Origin of the sequence: Paraburkholderia sp. MM5482-R2 (genome assembly GCF_050436125.1) — a bacterium.
Classification (GTDB): domain Bacteria; phylum Pseudomonadota; class Gammaproteobacteria; order Burkholderiales; family Burkholderiaceae; genus Paraburkholderia; species Paraburkholderia tuberum.
Window position 1 is genome coordinate 649,438 of record NZ_JBNDLP010000003.1, and the last position, 14,413, is coordinate 663,850.

Below are 14,413 nucleotides of genomic sequence, written 5' to 3' on the forward strand. Positions count from 1 at the left end.
GATGGTTTTGACCAGCTGGTAGCAGACCCGAGCGAGTACTCGATCGAGCTGCCAGCGGAAGAACAAATAAAACGGATGCATTTCTGGAACACCCCCTGATTGAAGCGGAAATCGGATTGCTGGTTGATTGCCTGATCGACGACGCCGCGCCGGACGAGGCAATCGATGTCGCGTCGAATTCCCGATCCAGCGAATTCGACATCGCGACACGCGCGCTCGCCGTCGACGGCTGGTGTGTCGTGTCGAACTTTTTGTCACAGAGCCAGACGCAGGCCTTATCGACCGAATGCATGGCCATGCACGACGCGCAACTGCTGACTCCAGCCCGTGTGGGGGCCAATCGCGCTGCCACACTTTTGCGCGGCGATAGCACGCACTGGTTCCAATCCGACGCGCTGAGCACGCGGCAGCAGGCGTTCGCCGATCGCATCGACGTGCTACGGAACGCGCTCAACCGCGACCTGTTTCTCGGTCTGGTCGATAGCGAATCGCACTACGCGGTATATCCGCCAGGTGCCGGATACGCACGCCACCTCGACTGCCTGCGTAACAGCGACAGCCGCGTGATTTCCGCTGTGTTCTACCTCAACGAAGCGTGGCAGGACGCCGAGGGCGGCGCACTTCGGCTATACCTTGCCGATCAGTCTTATCACGACGTCTTTCCGCGCGCCGGAACGCTGCTCTTGTTTCTCTCGGCGGAGTTTGAACACGAGGTGCTGCCCGCCACGCGCGACCGCATGAGCATTGCATGCTGGATGAGGCAGCGGGTGTAAGCCGAACCGCGTGCGCATCTGTGGTTAACGATCCAGGATCGCGCCCTTTCGGATCAGCTTGACAATCAATTGCCGGATTTCGTTAGTGTCCAGTGCGGCATGGTGCCGATGGCATACGCGCGAAACCAACGCCGAGTCACGACAATGTGGCCGAGCTCGGAAGCTCAATCAAGCCGTGAGCCTTCCTTTCGCCCCCGTCACCCTGGGTGCAGCAGACGCGGGAACAGAGTCCCCAAAAAGTAGCTCAGTGTTGGAGATTTTCCTCGCAATCTTCCCAGTACCGAAGCGGGTCGCGATGTTGTGGATAGTGTAAGTTGAGCCACTCTGACAACCTGGCCCAATCGGGATGGTTGGTACCAGTTTGAGCCGACCAGATCGACGACCTCTCAAGTACTCGACCGTTCACGCGATCACGGACGAGCAAGCTGCCCAGTCCGCTTGAACTGTTCGTCTGTGACTCAACCAGATACCGCGGCAGAATCCTGAGCTCAGCATCCTCGGCCCACCCGTATATGGCGCGGACCACGCCGGACGGATCTCGCAACTCTATGGGTCCGCTTTCCGGGCGAACGGCTGTCCAACCTTCAGGAAACTCAGTGACAACCTCGTTTTTACCTTCCCTTACCCACTTCGCCCGCCATGCCCTCGCCATCGACTCGCGCATGCGAGATACCGACTCGTAGGCAGCAGGCAACTCGATCGCCATCGGAAGAGTAATGAGGTTGTCTTTCCAGAGTTTGGCTTCGTCGTCGACGCGCTCGACCTCGTCGAACACCCCTGCATCGAATGGGTTCTCTGGCCGGCTCGATACTTTCACGTTCCCATTAGGCAGACCCTCGAAAAGGCGCTCAGCATCATGGCGGGTAAGTTTCGTCTTTCCTTTCTTCATTTGGCTCTCTGCAACAAGGTTGTCGCTAACGCGTAGGCCATAACGACCGAATGGGGTGTCCATTTAACCGGAGTTAGCGTTTTGCCTCCACGGGCGGCTCGGCGAAGGTCGCTCCAAGCTGGGCGGATGTCCGCGTTGCCCCGGCGGCTTTGGAGGAACAGCCTTTGGGCGCTGGGTCATAACAAGGTCTTGGTAACGAACCGGTCCATGGGCGACAGCAAGCTCCATGACCCGATAGAACAGCATCCCTCGGCTACGTGAGCGGCGGCGGTTGAAACGGAACACGAACTCGTCCAGGTAACTGGGCAAGTGTGCAGAATCCACCGCTCCCTGGTGGGTGCCCAGGAGCCAACGTTTTGCAAGGGACGCTATTCGATGCACACCTGGCAGAAGTTCTTCGGGGTCCTCGCCCCGCGCCGACGCGGCCCGCTGGCTACGGCGGTCATGGATGTAACCATTCTTCTCCAGCCACCGGTAACCCTGCCAGGCATCGGTGATGACCGTCGCCCCGGGCTCGACGTTATCCAACACGAAGGAGCGAAGCGATTCCGAGGAGGCATCCGCCACGGGCGCCATTCGACAGCGCCCGAATCCCTTCGGCTCCACGATCTCGATCGCGATACACGTCAGGATCTTCTTCCCTTTGGCACGGCCTCCCGAAAGTCCGGATTCTTTGCCTCCGATGTAGGTTTCGTCCACCTCCACCTTCCCGCAAAGGCGCTCCCGATCGGGGCGAATCAGAACAGACCGCAGGCGATGAAGAATAGCCCACACCGTCTGGTAGGAGCCGATCTCCAAGGTCCGCTTCAAACTCAGCGCGGAGATCCCATCTTTAGCGGTAGCAAAATGCCAACAGACCGAAAACCAAACCGTGAGCGGAGTACGTGTCCGGTCAAAGATGGTGCCAGCCATCACCGATGTGCGGCTACCGCATCCAGTACACATGAACCGGTTGTCCCCAAGCCGCCATCCTCCGTGATGCCCACAGGACGGGCAGACGAAGCCGCAAGGCCATCGCAGCCATTCGAGGTAGTCCAGGCAGTCTGCATCAGTCGGGAACCAGGCCTGAAACTCCCCAAGGGACTTAGGGTAGTGGATGCTGGCGTGGGCGCGTTCCATTGCCCCAGTCTACGCTTAACTCCGGTCAAATGGACACCCCATACGACCGAAATCGGGCGCCACTTCCTCTCACGCGCGGTTGAAGATGCTCACGATCCTATTCTGCGCTATTCGCATGTTACCGGCTTGCGCGGCGGCAATGGCGCGGCGGCTTATGCCGCCGCTCCTGCCGCCGGACATCAGACGGGTCGATCCTCGCACAGGATCAGAGGATGAGCGGACGGGCGTCTAACGATTCCAGCAAACTATTGCATCCACCGGTTGAATCCGCCACCCTTTGCAGACGGTCACGATAAGTGGAATTCTACGGCCGGTATCAGAGGCGATTCAGCCACTTGGCACGCCTGCATTCCGACTAGCTTCTCCCGCGCCCCGGAAGGAATTGACCCAGTTATCAAGCAAGCGCCGTGGCGGCTGATCGCAAAGGCTTACCACTAGAATTCGGACTGCGGGAACGGCGATGCACCATTGAGCCAGTCGTAATGCTCAACATTGACTCTTGACTTCAGTACACCTTTGTTGCGAACGTTGCCGTCGTCATCTTGAGCGTTATCCGACGAAAATCTCAGCGCCACACCGACGGTGGCGTCCGCAAACCGTGCTGTCAGATTTGCGCTGCTCGTGCAGTCTACCGGTGCACTCAGGGTGCCGGTTGTCACGATCGCTCCTCTTTCCAGCGTCCGACCTTGGCGCGCGAACTCCTTCCAAAGGAACGCAAGGGATTCAAACGGCCGAGTTCGATCATCGCCATTAAGCGTTGATGCGATACGCTCACCGTTGCGCCAGATGCCCGCATCCTCATCAAAGGAACAATCATCTGCAAAGGGGATTTGCTCGCCGCAGATTAGTGCGTGGAATCCAAGGTTATCGGCAACGAAGCTAGGCTGTGCGACTGCTTTCCTGTCGATGTATCGGCTACACACGACCTCGATGGCAACAAAAGCACGATCAAGCATTGACGTATCGAACGCTTCTTTTGCAGGAGAAACCGTGCGACCGAAGCGAAAACCAACCTCGGTTTCAAGCGTCGCACGACTATCGACGCGAAAATTGAGGATGCTGCCCGAAGGTGGGACTCGCGATTGGACCAAGCACCCGGTGGCAGGAGCGTTGATTAACTCGCCGCGCAGTCCGCGCGGCGAGGCACCCGCGATTTTCCATCCAATCACTGGCTCGCCGATACGCTCGACAAAAAGCGCCTGTGCGGCGTAGCCGCCACTCAGCGAACTGGGTCTTGATCCGGGCGGCAAGTCTCCAAGCCCCAGCCCGGTCTGCCACGACCATTCCAAGTGGGCCGCGGCGGCAGCGGGATCGAAACGCATCTGTTCCATTCCTTCAACGTGGGCGTGCTCTGTTACACAGTGGACGAATAGCTCGGGGAAAAGGAAGCCCCGCCCTAACGGCAAGGCTGTCGTTCCGAGTTGGCTTAGACGTCCTTGGCTCGAAGTTGAGCCGGGAAGGCCCAGATAGCGATCGCTGCGCAAAGCACGCACAATGCGACGATCGTGTAGAGCGCAGGAGTTGTGCTTCCGGTCAAATCGCTAATACGGCCGACCATCACAGGGCTGACGATGCCGCCCAATTGCCCGATCGAATTGATCAGTGCGATACCGCCCGCAGCACCCACACCGGTCACAACCTTAGGCGGGAGTGTCCAGAACGCCGGAATCGTGGTCAGCATGCCCGTACCGAGAACAATCAGGGCGACGACCAGCGCAACCGGGTTCTTCGCGAAGATGCCCGCGCCAAGAAAGCCTAAGGCGGTGAGCAGCATGCAACCTGCGAAAACCATTCGACGATTCCCAGAACGATCGCCCAGCTTGCCCATCGTGAGCATCCCGATGCCACCAAACAAGTACGGGAGGGCTGTGAGTAGACCGATGGTAGAGGGGTCTTTAATTCCCGACGAGCGAATGAGCTGTGGCATCCAGAAGTTCATTCCGTAGGACGCGATCTGAACGAGGAAGTACGCCAGCGCCAGAATCAGGAAGGCCTTCGACTTCAACGCACCGAGAAACGAGTGGCTTTCGGCCTTCTTCGCGTCGGCATCGAGTTTGGACCGCAAAAGAATCTTCTCGTCGTCATTGAGCCATTTGGCATCTTCGACACGATCGTCAAAGCGGAAGAGCACCACGAACCCCAGCAGCACGCAGGGCAAGCCACCGATCAGAAAGATCCAATGCCATGCGGCCATACCCATGAAGCCGTCGAAGTGCGAGAGGATGAAGCCCGACAAAGGCGCACCGAGGACGCCGGAGAACGCCAGGGCGAGAAAAAGCAGCCCACTGACGCGGCCGCGATGCTTCGCAGGAAACCAGGTCGAAAGGTAATAGAGGACGCCTGGTGCGAAACCCGCCTCCATCGCGCCGATGATAAAGCGAGCAATGTAGAACTGCGTCTCGCTCCGAACGAAGACCATGCACGCCGTGGCGATGCCCCACGAGATCATGATGCGCGCGATCCATTTGCGCGCTCCGACACGAAAGAGAAACAGATTGCTCGGAACTTCGCAGGCAACGTACCCCACTACGAACAGGGCAGCACCCAGGCCGTAGGCAGTATCGCTCAGCGCAAGCTCCTTCTGCAGATGAAATTTCGCAAAGCTGATGTTGATTCGATCAAACCATGCGAACAGATAGCAGATGATGATGAGCGGAATAACGCGAAGTTTGACCTTCAACATTAGCGCTGTTTCGGCATCGCGTATTGCTACGCCACCTTCCAATGCCTTATTGATTTGCATATGCTGCCCCTTATGTCTCTGGTAAAGGGTAGGTGTCGCGGCGTTGTTTTAACGCAGCGTCCAAAACCGTATGTCCGGGTAAGTTCGGCTCGATAGGAACGGCTCAGTTCAACTGCGCAGGCCCGGAATCTTTTTTCGCGTTCTCGTTTCCAAGGAGCTGTTCCTGCACGCGACTGATTCGCTATTTGCCTTGGCGGCTCATGATTGTCTCCATTTCGCTTGTTTAGTATCGGTGCGATGCACCTGTCACTGTCGGACGAAGAACGACACCCACCCGTTGCCGGGTGGGTGGATCTCATTACTTGGTGAAGTTGGCTTCGCGCGCCTTGATGATCGCGACTACCGTGTCATTGACAGGAGTCGGCACGCCGTACTTCCTGCCTTCGCGAGAAATTGATCCGTTGATCGCTTCGACTTCGCCGCGACGGCCGAGGTTATAGTCGAGCAGCATCGAGGGGCGAGCATTGGGAATCTTGCTTCCAAGCTTGCGAATGTGCTCGATCGGATCGCCCACATCGAGGCGGATGCCAGCGGCTTTCGCCACCGCAATCGCTTCTTCCGCCGCGCCCTTTGCTACACTCCAGGCACTGGGGTTCGCCATTACTTCGCCGATGGTCATTCCCGTTGCACACGTGGTGCCCGAGAACGCGACGTTCATGATCAGCTTTTCCCAAACCATCTGATCAAGATCGCCGAAGATCGCAACCTTGAAGCCCGACGAGCGCCAGATTTCAGCAGACGCTTCGAGGTCATCACGCGACAGACCACGATAAGCGCCGAAGCGAATCATTTCCATGCCGTTGTGGTGTGCATGACCGGGTGCGCGAATCGATGCTCCAAAGCCTCCTACAACGCCTATCGCGATCCGGTTCTCTCCGAGGATCGTCGCAGCCTTTTCGGCAGAGCCCAAACCGTTCTGAATGGTTTGAACAACTGTCTTCGGACCGAGGAGTTGTTCCGAGGCACGAGCGGCAGCCTCAACGTCGAACGCCTTCGTCGCGATGATGACGAGATCGCACTCGCCAATACCATCGGTTGTCGTGCTGGCGTGAATCGGCACCGTGCGGTCGCCGCTGGCACCTTCAACACGCAGTCCTTTCTTTTGCATCGCGGCCACGTGATCGGGCCACAGACAGATCGCATGTACTTCGTGGCCGGCGCTCACCATCAGACCAGCGTATACGGAGCCCATTGCTCCGCTGCCTACAATCGCTATCTTCGCCATTTCCGTGCTCCTTAGTGGCTAAGCACGGAGATGATTGCCTTCGTGACGCTTTCCGTGTTGCCGTTGCCGCCGATGTCCGGGGTGCGCGGACCGTCTTGCAACACCTTGGCAGTCGCCTGGCGAATCGCCGCAGCAACCTTTTCGCAACGCGGATCGTCATTCTGTCGGGCGATCCATTCGAGCATCATCGCAGCGGACAAGATCGTTGCAACCGGGTTGGCTACGCCCTTGCCGGCGATGTCCGGCGCGCTGCCGTGGCTCGGCTGGAAGATGCCGTGCTTCAGGCTCACGTCGCCCGAGGGTGCGACGCCGAGACCACCCACCACACCGGCTGCGATTTCCGAGGTGATATCGCCGAAAACGTTCTCAGTCACCACCACGTCATAGCGTTCCGGGTTGGTGACAAACATCATCGAACCGGCGTCGATGTAAATCCGGGCAGTGCCGATGTCGGGGTGACGTTCCGCGACTTCATCGAACACCTTGCGCAGAAAGGCGTTGCTGCGCAGCACGTTCGACTTGTCCAGCAGCGTGACGTGACCGGGCGTGCCATGTGTCTCGCGACGCTGCCTGGCTTGCTCGAACGCCAGTTCAAAGAGTTTTTCGCTGGTAGCGCGGGTGATCGTCAGGCGATCGCTGACAGCTTCATTGCTGGATTCCTGCTTGTCGTGACGACCAGCGAACAGACCTTCCGTCGTCTCACGGATGACGAGCATGTTTACTTTCTCGGCCTTTACACGCGTCGGCACGCCGGGGAACAGCTCGCAGGGACGCAAGCTCGCGAACAGGCCATAGCGTTCGCGCAGATCGATTTGAGGCGCAATTTCGGTACCGTCATCCTTGCGAACAGTCGGCAGACCCATCGCGCCCAGGAGAACAGCGTCTGCCTCGCCGACGGCAACCGCGTCAGCTTCGGCCATTGATTCGCCAGTGCGCTGGTAGAGGTTTGCGCCTGCTTCGTAGGTCGTGTATTTCAGCTCGACGCCTTCGTTCCCAGCCGCCGCCTTCAGGACGCCAACCGCAGCGTCAACCACTTCAGGACCGATACCGTCGCCCGGCAGGAGGGCGATTTCGTATTGCGCCTTGCTCATCTTCGTGTCTCCAGATCTAACCGGCGCCGTTGCGGTGCCGTTGGGTCAAATAATGGAGAAGGCGGGCTGGTCCGTGAATTAGTCTTTCGCTAGCCAGCCGTAACGAACCGTTATGGCTGCCTTACGCGTCACGGCGCGCGGCCGCGCGAGCCTGAAGATGCACTACAAGGCTCTCAGCCGCTGGCGAGAGGGCTTTGCGGTTGCGAATCGCGATGCCGAGGCGACGACGTGCCCAAGGCTCATCGAGGGGCACTTCGGTAATTCCTAAGCGTTTGACGAAAAGTTTGGTGAGGTTGCGAGGGGCAACCGCAATGCCAAGGCCTGACGAAACCATCAAGCAAAGAGCATCGTAGCCGGTGACCTGTATCCGGAGCCTGAACTCCTTTTGGAGCCGATTGGCGATCTGGGTGAGCTGAGTGTTGATCGCACTCCCAGTACGAAGCCCTACGAAATCCCACGAGAGAGTCTCCTCGAACCGAGTATGTCTTCTGCCTGCCAGCGGATGGTCGCGCCGCACCACCACGGCCAACTCGTCTTCCTCATAGGGCAGAGTCTCGACGCTCTCTGCGTGAGGCTCGACAGTGAAGATTCCGACGTCTGCGGCGTTCTCAGCGACTGAACGCAGCGTGACAAGGCTGTTGCGTTCCTCGAGCCGGATCTCGACTGCCGGATGGTCGGCAAGAAAGGTCCCGAGGTCATCGGGCAGGAACTGGGTTATCGCCGAGATATTTGAAAAAACTCGCACCTGCCCCCGCGTACCGGAGGCGAAATCCAGCATCTCGCTGTGAATGTCGTCGAGGTAGTTGACGGCGCGACGTGCAAGATTCAGCAAAACATACCCAGCAGCAGTTGGCTCGACGCCTTTATGATGACGCGTCAACAAAGTGGTTCGCAGTGTTTCTTCGAGCGCGCTGATGCGCTTACTCACGGCCGGCGCGGCGATGTGCTCTCGTTCCGCGGCGGCTGCGATGCTTCCTTCTTCGACCACAGCGATGAAAAAGCTGAGAGAAACGGGATCAAGCTTCATAGGCGGCTCTCTGGCCATTCGTTGCACGCACTAAATTCATTGCTTCAGCGTCCCTTTGGCATCAGGGGAGGAGTTTAACTGACCCACTCGTGGCGCCCCCCGGGCGAACGCCCAGTGCCCAGTGTATTGATCCCGCGCTAGCCCAATGTCAACGGTGCAATCCCTCAAAGGGCGCCTCTCGAGGTCGCACTTTGATAGCGCTTGTTCCGGTACTGATGCATCGATTCGCCTGGATACTTGGATGGCTGGCCGGTACCAGGGTGGGACTGGTCATTTGGATGTCGGATTGCGGCGGCTGTCAAACGTCGACTTATGGCCGAACCCAGAAATTCGGGTTCCGGCCGAGACTCACGGAGTGCGCCAGCGCCGCGAATTCGGGATTCCGCTGAATGCGAGCAGGCCTGCGGAGTGGCCGCTCGCCCCGCTCCAATCAGAGGTTCGACACGCAGCCATTATTCGACTAGGCTTATCAGAAGCCCCATGCTGCACAAACGCGTTGAAAACCCGCCAAGAAAGATTCGATTCAAACATCTGTTTGCAGGGTATCTCACGATAGGCTACCGACCATGGACGACATCTCTCCGCAGGCCTTCGTCGATGCCGCGATAGCCTATCAGAAGACTGCCGCGGTGAAAGCCGCCGTCGAGCTCGATCTGTTCACCGCGATAGCGGACGAGCACGGCGACGTTAAGCGTATAGCCGAGCGGGTAAAGGCCGCCGAGCGCGGTGTGCGCATACTCTGCGACTTTCTGACCGTGCACGGGTTTCTGCAGAAGGAAACGGGACAGTACCGATTGACGCCGTCGACCACCGCATTCCTGACGACTTCCTCGCCGGCCTGGATGGGGAGCATCGTGGATTTCCTGGCGGCTCCTGAAATGACGGCACTGTGGCTGGACGACCCCGCCGCGTTCGTTCGCAACGGAGGAGCCGTGGGGCTGGGCAACATCGAGCCCGAGCATCCCGTCTGGGTGAAGTTTGCGCGTGCGATGGCACCGTTCGTGACACAAACCGCACAGAGCATCGCGCAACACGTGAGTGCGCGGCCTCAGGCACCGAAGCGCGTGCTGGACATTGCAGCCGGGCATGGGCTGTTCGGAATCGCGATCGCCGAAGCGATTCCCGGCGCGGAAATCGTGGCGACCGACTGGCAACCGGTTCTCGAGGTCGCGACGGAGAACGCCGCAGCGGCCGGTGTCAGTTCGCGTTACCGCACGGTCGCCGGCAGTGCGTTCGAAGTCGATTGGGGTACGAATTTCGATCTGGCGCTGGTCACGAACTTCCTGCACCACTTCGATCCGCCAACCTGCGTGGAATTACTCTCGAAAGTCCGCAGGAGCCTCAGTCCCGCAGGGCGAGCGCTCGCGGTGGAATTTGTTCCCGACGAGGATCGCGTGTCGCCGCCGTTCGCCGCCGCGTTTTCCTTTATGATGCTTGCGTCCACGCCGCAAGGCGACGCGTACACCGCGCGCGAACTCGAGCAAATGGGCCGCGAAGCCGGCTTTTCCAACGTAACGGTGATGCCGCTGCCACCTTCGCCGCAAGCCCTCGTTGCATTCGAGTAGCGCACACCCCTCGCGCTCCAGGCACCGCATTTCGTAATGGAGACGGCGTTCAGACGATGTCGATGTTGAAGGTTGCGCTGCCGGCCGACCTGACGGTCGACGCCGGGGTGTGCTCGGCACGGGCGCGGGCGGCTATCTTCCGCCGTCGCGAACGCCCGACGACGTATGCTCTTGCTGACGTACAAAACCTGGTCGATCTTGCTCATCCTGCGGGTCGATGCCGCTCGCAGCCTCGTCGATACCGGAGAACTCTCACTTGCAGTGATCGCCAGAGAGACCGGATTTGGCGATACAGAAAGAATGCGCAGAGCATTCGTCAGGACGCTCGACCACCCCCTCATTGCTTCACGGAATTTTCAAGAAGGGTTCCGCACCTTGTCCACGGCTCAGTCCCCGCACATGGTTGCGGCGCGATTGGCAGCAAACGTGTACACGGCGATCCGTCAGCGGGCCGCGCATAATCGTTGCCTGCCTGAAGGCGCTACGTTTCAGCGGAGATCGAAGTACGGATGCCGAAAGCAGGCGCGTCCGGCGACGCCAAGCACATCACTTGCGGGCTGGATGGTCGCCACCGCGAGACCCGCTCCTGCGAACGCGCACGCGCCGGACACCAGCGCGACTCCGCGCAGCGCGTCAGTGATGGCGTCGGCTTCCGCCTTCGCCACGGGTGTCTGCGGCGGCGTATGAGCATCGCCGGCTGCCGCCGCGGCTTGCGCGTCCGGCTCCAGCAACCGCCCGGTCTGGCAGCTTGTCGCCCATCGATCCGCCCACCAGCACAAAGGACCCGAGAAAGAGCAGGTAGGCGTTGACGATCCACTGCATCGCCGCAACGCTCGCGTGGAGCTCCCTCTGAATGGCAGGCAGCGCTGCGCTGCGGCGGTCCCGAACCGAAATTCCCGGTTTCTGTGGCACGATTCACCGTCCGCTTCACTGCCAACCGGGCACTGCCAACCGGCCACTGCGTCAAGACGATTGAAATAGTCGAAGAAATCCAAGGTCCCCGATTTCACGAACTCTGGCATCCGCCGACGTTCCGCACTACCACCGCTTTGCGGCGTGCTATTTCTCCGGGACCGGATTGACGGACGAGGCCGTTTCTTCCGCATCGTCTCGCGCGATGCCCGGCGTCGCCTCACGGACCGATTGCCGCAAACGCGTGAACGCCTGGCTCGTGCGTGCATCGCGTTGGTCGCGTGCGTCGTAGAAGTCCTTGCTGAGCCACTGGCCGAGACTCATCATCAGCGAGCCCAACGCGCTCTTGAAGCGCACCCATGCGTTGCCGGTGCGCGCCAGTTGCGCGGCCGCCTCGACCGCCTCGGCGGCGAGCCGGTCCAGTTCCGCGTGCAGATAGTCGGCGAAATGATGCAGGCCATGCTGATTGCCATTCGACGATTTGCGCTCCAGTTCGACGTGCTGCGCAATCAGCGATTGATTGGGTACGCGAATAAACGGCGGCGTATCGGTGCGCGCGCCGCCGCCACGGCGAATCGCCACACCGAGGTTCGCGGACGCCTCGGTGCGCTTGCCGAGCGGTGGCATTTGCCACTTGTCGCACAGGTACTTCAGCAGGCTGCAATGATCGAATCGTTCGTTGCACACGCCGGCTTCGCACCACGGTGACACCAGGATGGCGGGAACACGCACGCCGAGTCGTTTGAAATCGAAGCTCGCGGTGTGGTCGTCGGGTGCGAGCACGTCGGCCGGCGGCGATACGTGGTCGTAGAAACCGCCGTGCTCATCGTAGAGGACCACCAGTAACGTGCGCTCCCACAGCGCCTGATTCGAGCGCAGCGCATTGTAGGTATCCGCGATCAGCTTCTCTGCCTTCATGATGTTGTGCGGCGGATGATCGTCGTTCTGCGCTTCGCCGAAGTACTTCGGCTCGATCAGTACGAATTGCGGAAACTGACTGGCGGGTCCCGCTGCGTCCTCGAAGAATTTATCGAAAGAGCGGTAATTCGCGAGGTTTTCCGCGCGTCGCTGGTTCTTCAGCAGCAACGAGGCGGGGAAGTCGTAGAAATAGACGCTCCACGTTTTGCGCGCGGCGTTCAGCCGATCGAAAATCGTGTCCTGATCCTGCTCGGTGTACCAGTGCGGATTGAGCCCGTCGAGTCCCGAAGGCATTCCGATCTCGCCTTTCGACGTACCCGTCAGCGCGAAAAAACGGTTGGGCCACGTCGGCCCCGGCAATGACGAGAACCACCGGTCGCACACGGTGAATTGCGAACCGAGCGTGTGCAGCGCGGGCAGAAAGCCGAGCGGGTAATAGCCCATCACGTCTTGCCGCGCGGCGAGGCTGCTCTTCGGGTAGTCGTTCACGAACGTACGCACGAAACCGCTGTTGTCGGCGGCGATCTGTTCCATCACGGCCTTGTGCTCGTGATTCGGATCGTGCTTCATCTGCCGCTCGCGCGTTTCACGCGGATAGAAGGTGTGGCCTTGACCGTCGGCGTTCGATTTGCCGGCCGCGTTGCGCACGCCGTCCAGTTCGTCGTGCACGGCGTCGAGGCAGCCGAGCATCTGGTCGAACGAGTGATTCTCCATCAACAGTAGCACGACGTGTTCGATCGGATCGTTCTGCGCGTTCTGCTCGACGTCACTCATGTTTTATCGCTCCACTCGGGACGGGATGGACTTCGCGTTGCCAACTTAGCGCAAAATGCGCGCTGGCGAAAGAGCCCTGCTTTGAGGCGGACATGCACGCGACGGTCAATGTACTTCGTCGCGTGCATGATTCGCTTAACGTAGCATCGACTCAACTGCCGCCCGAGAAGATCGGACCTTGCCCGCCCGGCGCGAACGATGGGAAGTGGTCGCCGGACGGCGCGGCCGCCGCCGGTGCGTGCGCTCCCGACTGCGACGCCGGTTCGCGCAACGTCAACGCGCTATCGGCCGTGATCGGCACGCTCGGCTTCGCGAGCAGTTCGGTCTTGCGCATCGAGCCGACCGACGTGCCGAAGTAATAGCCGATGATGCTGATCCACGCGGTTCCCAACGCGCCGACGATCACGTTGACGAGATCCTTGTTGGTACCCGGCAAAGGCTGGAACGCCATCAGCAGCAAAATGCCGAAGAAGCCGGCGGTCACGGCCATCGCGAGCACCTTCGGGACCCAGTCGCGATTGGCGACACCCATCGCGCGTGCATTCGCGGTGTCGCTCGTGGCGATGCGGGCCATGTCGGCGTCGTGCGCGAGGCTCGACTGCGCGGCTGTCACCATCAACTGCTGCAATTGCAGCGAATTCGCGCTTTCGGCCTGGCGAAGTTTTTCGAGTGCGCCGGGGTCGTTCAACGCGGGTTCCACGAAGGCCGGGTCGCCCGGCGTGCCGAGCGCGTGCGAGATGATCGCGGCGGCAGCGGTCACGCCGAGGCCGACCGGCCCCCCTACGAGCCCGGCGAGAAGCGGGGCGGTGCTGTTGATATTCTTCGCTACTTTAGACCAGTCCATCATGCTGCTCCCAGGAGAAGATTGGCTGCCATGCGTTCGGTCCAGCCGCGGCTGAAACTCGGCCACGAATGCAGGTTCCGCAGGTACCGCAGACGATACGCGGCGAAGCGCATCACGAACTTCATCGGATCGGCGTTCTTGACCGCATCGAGCGTGTCGGGGCCGAACTTGCCGTCTTCCCTGGCGCCGGACGCTTTCTGCATCCACAGCACGACGAGGCCGCCGTTGTAGTTCGCATCGAAAATCTGGAAAGCCACGCGCGGATCGAGTTCGTCGAGATGCAACGGGTCCCAGTACCTGCGCTTGGCGATCTGATGGGCGGTATCGAGCGGCAGGTCTTTCATCGCGCCGTTATAGCCCTCACTGCGCGCGACGCGCGCTGTCACACCCCACATCGTTTCGCCGCCTGGATCGGCCGGATTGAAGCTGTACCCGCCTTCGTTTCCGATCAAGGCTTTGAATGCATCTTCGAAGCTGTCCATCGAACTGTCTCCTGTTCGGCTGTGTTGCCAACTCAAATGGCGAATGCGCGC

12 protein-coding genes and 2 pseudogenes are annotated in these 14,413 nt (G+C 60.0%); 2 read left to right on the plus strand and 12 right to left on the minus strand.

Going from position 1 to position 14,413, the window contains the following annotated elements; translation table 11 throughout:
- Positions 1-116 precede the first annotated feature (116 nt).
- On the plus strand, positions 117-773 hold the full coding sequence (locus tag OKW37_RS25135; protein ID WP_429404228.1) for a 2OG-Fe(II) oxygenase: 657 nt from the start codon (positions 117-119) through the stop codon (positions 771-773).
- Positions 774-1,017: 244 nt separating this feature from the next.
- Here OKW37_RS25135 and OKW37_RS25140 read toward each other — a convergent pair whose 3' ends face one another.
- From OKW37_RS25140 to OKW37_RS25170, 7 genes and pseudogenes are all read right to left on the minus strand, one after another.
- Positions 1,018-1,662: a hypothetical protein gene (locus OKW37_RS25140; protein ID WP_184046304.1), complete on the minus strand. Its 645-nt coding sequence runs from the start codon at positions 1,660-1,662 to the stop codon at positions 1,018-1,020.
- Between the two features lie 180 nt (positions 1,663-1,842).
- Positions 1,843-2,781, minus strand: a pseudogene (locus OKW37_RS25145) (IS1595 family transposase); the annotation flags it as partial.
- A gap of 434 nt (positions 2,782-3,215) precedes the next feature.
- Positions 3,216-4,103: a hypothetical protein gene (locus OKW37_RS25150; RefSeq protein WP_429404230.1), complete on the minus strand. Its 888-nt coding sequence runs from the start codon at positions 4,101-4,103 to the stop codon at positions 3,216-3,218.
- A 104-nt stretch (positions 4,104-4,207) separates the two neighbouring features.
- On the minus strand, positions 4,208-5,524 hold the full coding sequence (locus OKW37_RS25155) for an MFS transporter (RefSeq protein WP_429404232.1): 1,317 nt from the start codon (positions 5,522-5,524) through the stop codon (positions 4,208-4,210).
- 298 nt (positions 5,525-5,822) lie between these two features.
- On the minus strand, positions 5,823-6,749 hold the full coding sequence (locus OKW37_RS25160) for a ketopantoate reductase family protein (RefSeq protein WP_184061626.1): 927 nt from the start codon (positions 6,747-6,749) through the stop codon (positions 5,823-5,825).
- Between the two features lie 11 nt (positions 6,750-6,760).
- Complete coding sequence (locus tag OKW37_RS25165) at positions 6,761-7,840, minus strand: isocitrate/isopropylmalate dehydrogenase family protein (protein WP_429404235.1); 1,080 nt, start codon at positions 7,838-7,840, stop codon at positions 6,761-6,763.
- A 121-nt stretch (positions 7,841-7,961) separates the two neighbouring features.
- The gene (locus tag OKW37_RS25170) at positions 7,962-8,867 is read right to left on the minus strand and encodes a LysR family transcriptional regulator (protein WP_429404236.1); all 906 of its coding nucleotides are present in this window, start codon (positions 8,865-8,867) and stop codon (positions 7,962-7,964) included.
- 566 nt (positions 8,868-9,433) lie between these two features.
- Here OKW37_RS25170 and OKW37_RS25175 point away from each other — a divergent pair.
- Positions 9,434-10,432, plus strand: a complete 999-nt coding sequence (locus OKW37_RS25175; protein WP_184061629.1) for a class I SAM-dependent methyltransferase — start codon at positions 9,434-9,436, stop codon at positions 10,430-10,432.
- 488 nt (positions 10,433-10,920) lie between these two features.
- Here OKW37_RS25175 and OKW37_RS25180 read toward each other — a convergent pair whose 3' ends face one another.
- From OKW37_RS25180 to OKW37_RS25200, 5 genes and pseudogenes are all read right to left on the minus strand, one after another.
- Positions 10,921-11,163, minus strand: coding sequence for a hypothetical protein (locus OKW37_RS25180; RefSeq protein WP_429404433.1), 243 nt, complete (start codon positions 11,161-11,163; stop codon positions 10,921-10,923).
- Positions 11,144-11,305, minus strand: a pseudogene (locus OKW37_RS25185) (MFS transporter); the annotation flags it as partial. The gene OKW37_RS25180 and the pseudogene OKW37_RS25185, both read right to left, overlap by 20 nt.
- A 186-nt stretch (positions 11,306-11,491) precedes the next feature.
- Entirely contained in the window at positions 11,492-13,036 is a 1,545-nt protein-coding gene (locus OKW37_RS25190; RefSeq protein ID WP_429509966.1) for an alkaline phosphatase family protein, read from the minus strand.
- Positions 13,037-13,187: 151 nt separating this feature from the next.
- On the minus strand, positions 13,188-13,880 hold the full coding sequence (locus OKW37_RS25195; protein WP_429404237.1) for a hypothetical protein: 693 nt from the start codon (positions 13,878-13,880) through the stop codon (positions 13,188-13,190).
- Complete coding sequence (locus tag OKW37_RS25200; RefSeq protein ID WP_090807511.1) at positions 13,880-14,362, minus strand: glycoside hydrolase family 108 protein; 483 nt, start codon at positions 14,360-14,362, stop codon at positions 13,880-13,882. Before OKW37_RS25200 ends, OKW37_RS25195 begins: the two co-directional genes overlap by 1 nt.
- Between the last annotated feature and the right edge of the window lie 51 nt (positions 14,363-14,413).

What these genes read in the sequence shown, in the direction of transcription:
- OKW37_RS25140 (WP_184046304.1), bottom strand. Translation starts at nt 1,662, where the DNA reads ATGAAGAAAGGAAAGACGAAACTTACCCGCCATGATGCTGAGCGCCTT.
- OKW37_RS25150 (WP_429404230.1), bottom strand. Translation starts at nt 4,103, where the DNA reads ATGCGTTTCGATCCCGCTGCCGCCGCGGCCCACTTGGAATGGTCGTGG.
- OKW37_RS25155 (WP_429404232.1), bottom strand. Translation starts at nt 5,524, where the DNA reads ATGCAAATCAATAAGGCATTGGAAGGTGGCGTAGCAATACGCGATGCC.
- OKW37_RS25160 (WP_184061626.1), bottom strand. Translation starts at nt 6,749, where the DNA reads ATGGCGAAGATAGCGATTGTAGGCAGCGGAGCAATGGGCTCCGTATAC.
- OKW37_RS25165 (WP_429404235.1), bottom strand. Translation starts at nt 7,840, where the DNA reads ATGAGCAAGGCGCAATACGAAATCGCCCTCCTGCCGGGCGACGGTATC.
- OKW37_RS25170 (WP_429404236.1), bottom strand. Translation starts at nt 8,867, where the DNA reads ATGAAGCTTGATCCCGTTTCTCTCAGCTTTTTCATCGCTGTGGTCGAA.
- OKW37_RS25175 (WP_184061629.1), top strand. Translation starts at nt 9,434, where the DNA reads ATGGACGACATCTCTCCGCAGGCCTTCGTCGATGCCGCGATAGCCTAT.
- OKW37_RS25190 (WP_429509966.1), bottom strand. Translation starts at nt 13,036, where the DNA reads ATGAGTGACGTCGAGCAGAACGCGCAGAACGATCCGATCGAACACGTC.
- OKW37_RS25195 (WP_429404237.1), bottom strand. Translation starts at nt 13,880, where the DNA reads ATGGACTGGTCTAAAGTAGCGAAGAATATCAACAGCACCGCCCCGCTT.
- OKW37_RS25200 (WP_090807511.1), bottom strand. Translation starts at nt 14,362, where the DNA reads ATGGACAGCTTCGAAGATGCATTCAAAGCCTTGATCGGAAACGAAGGC.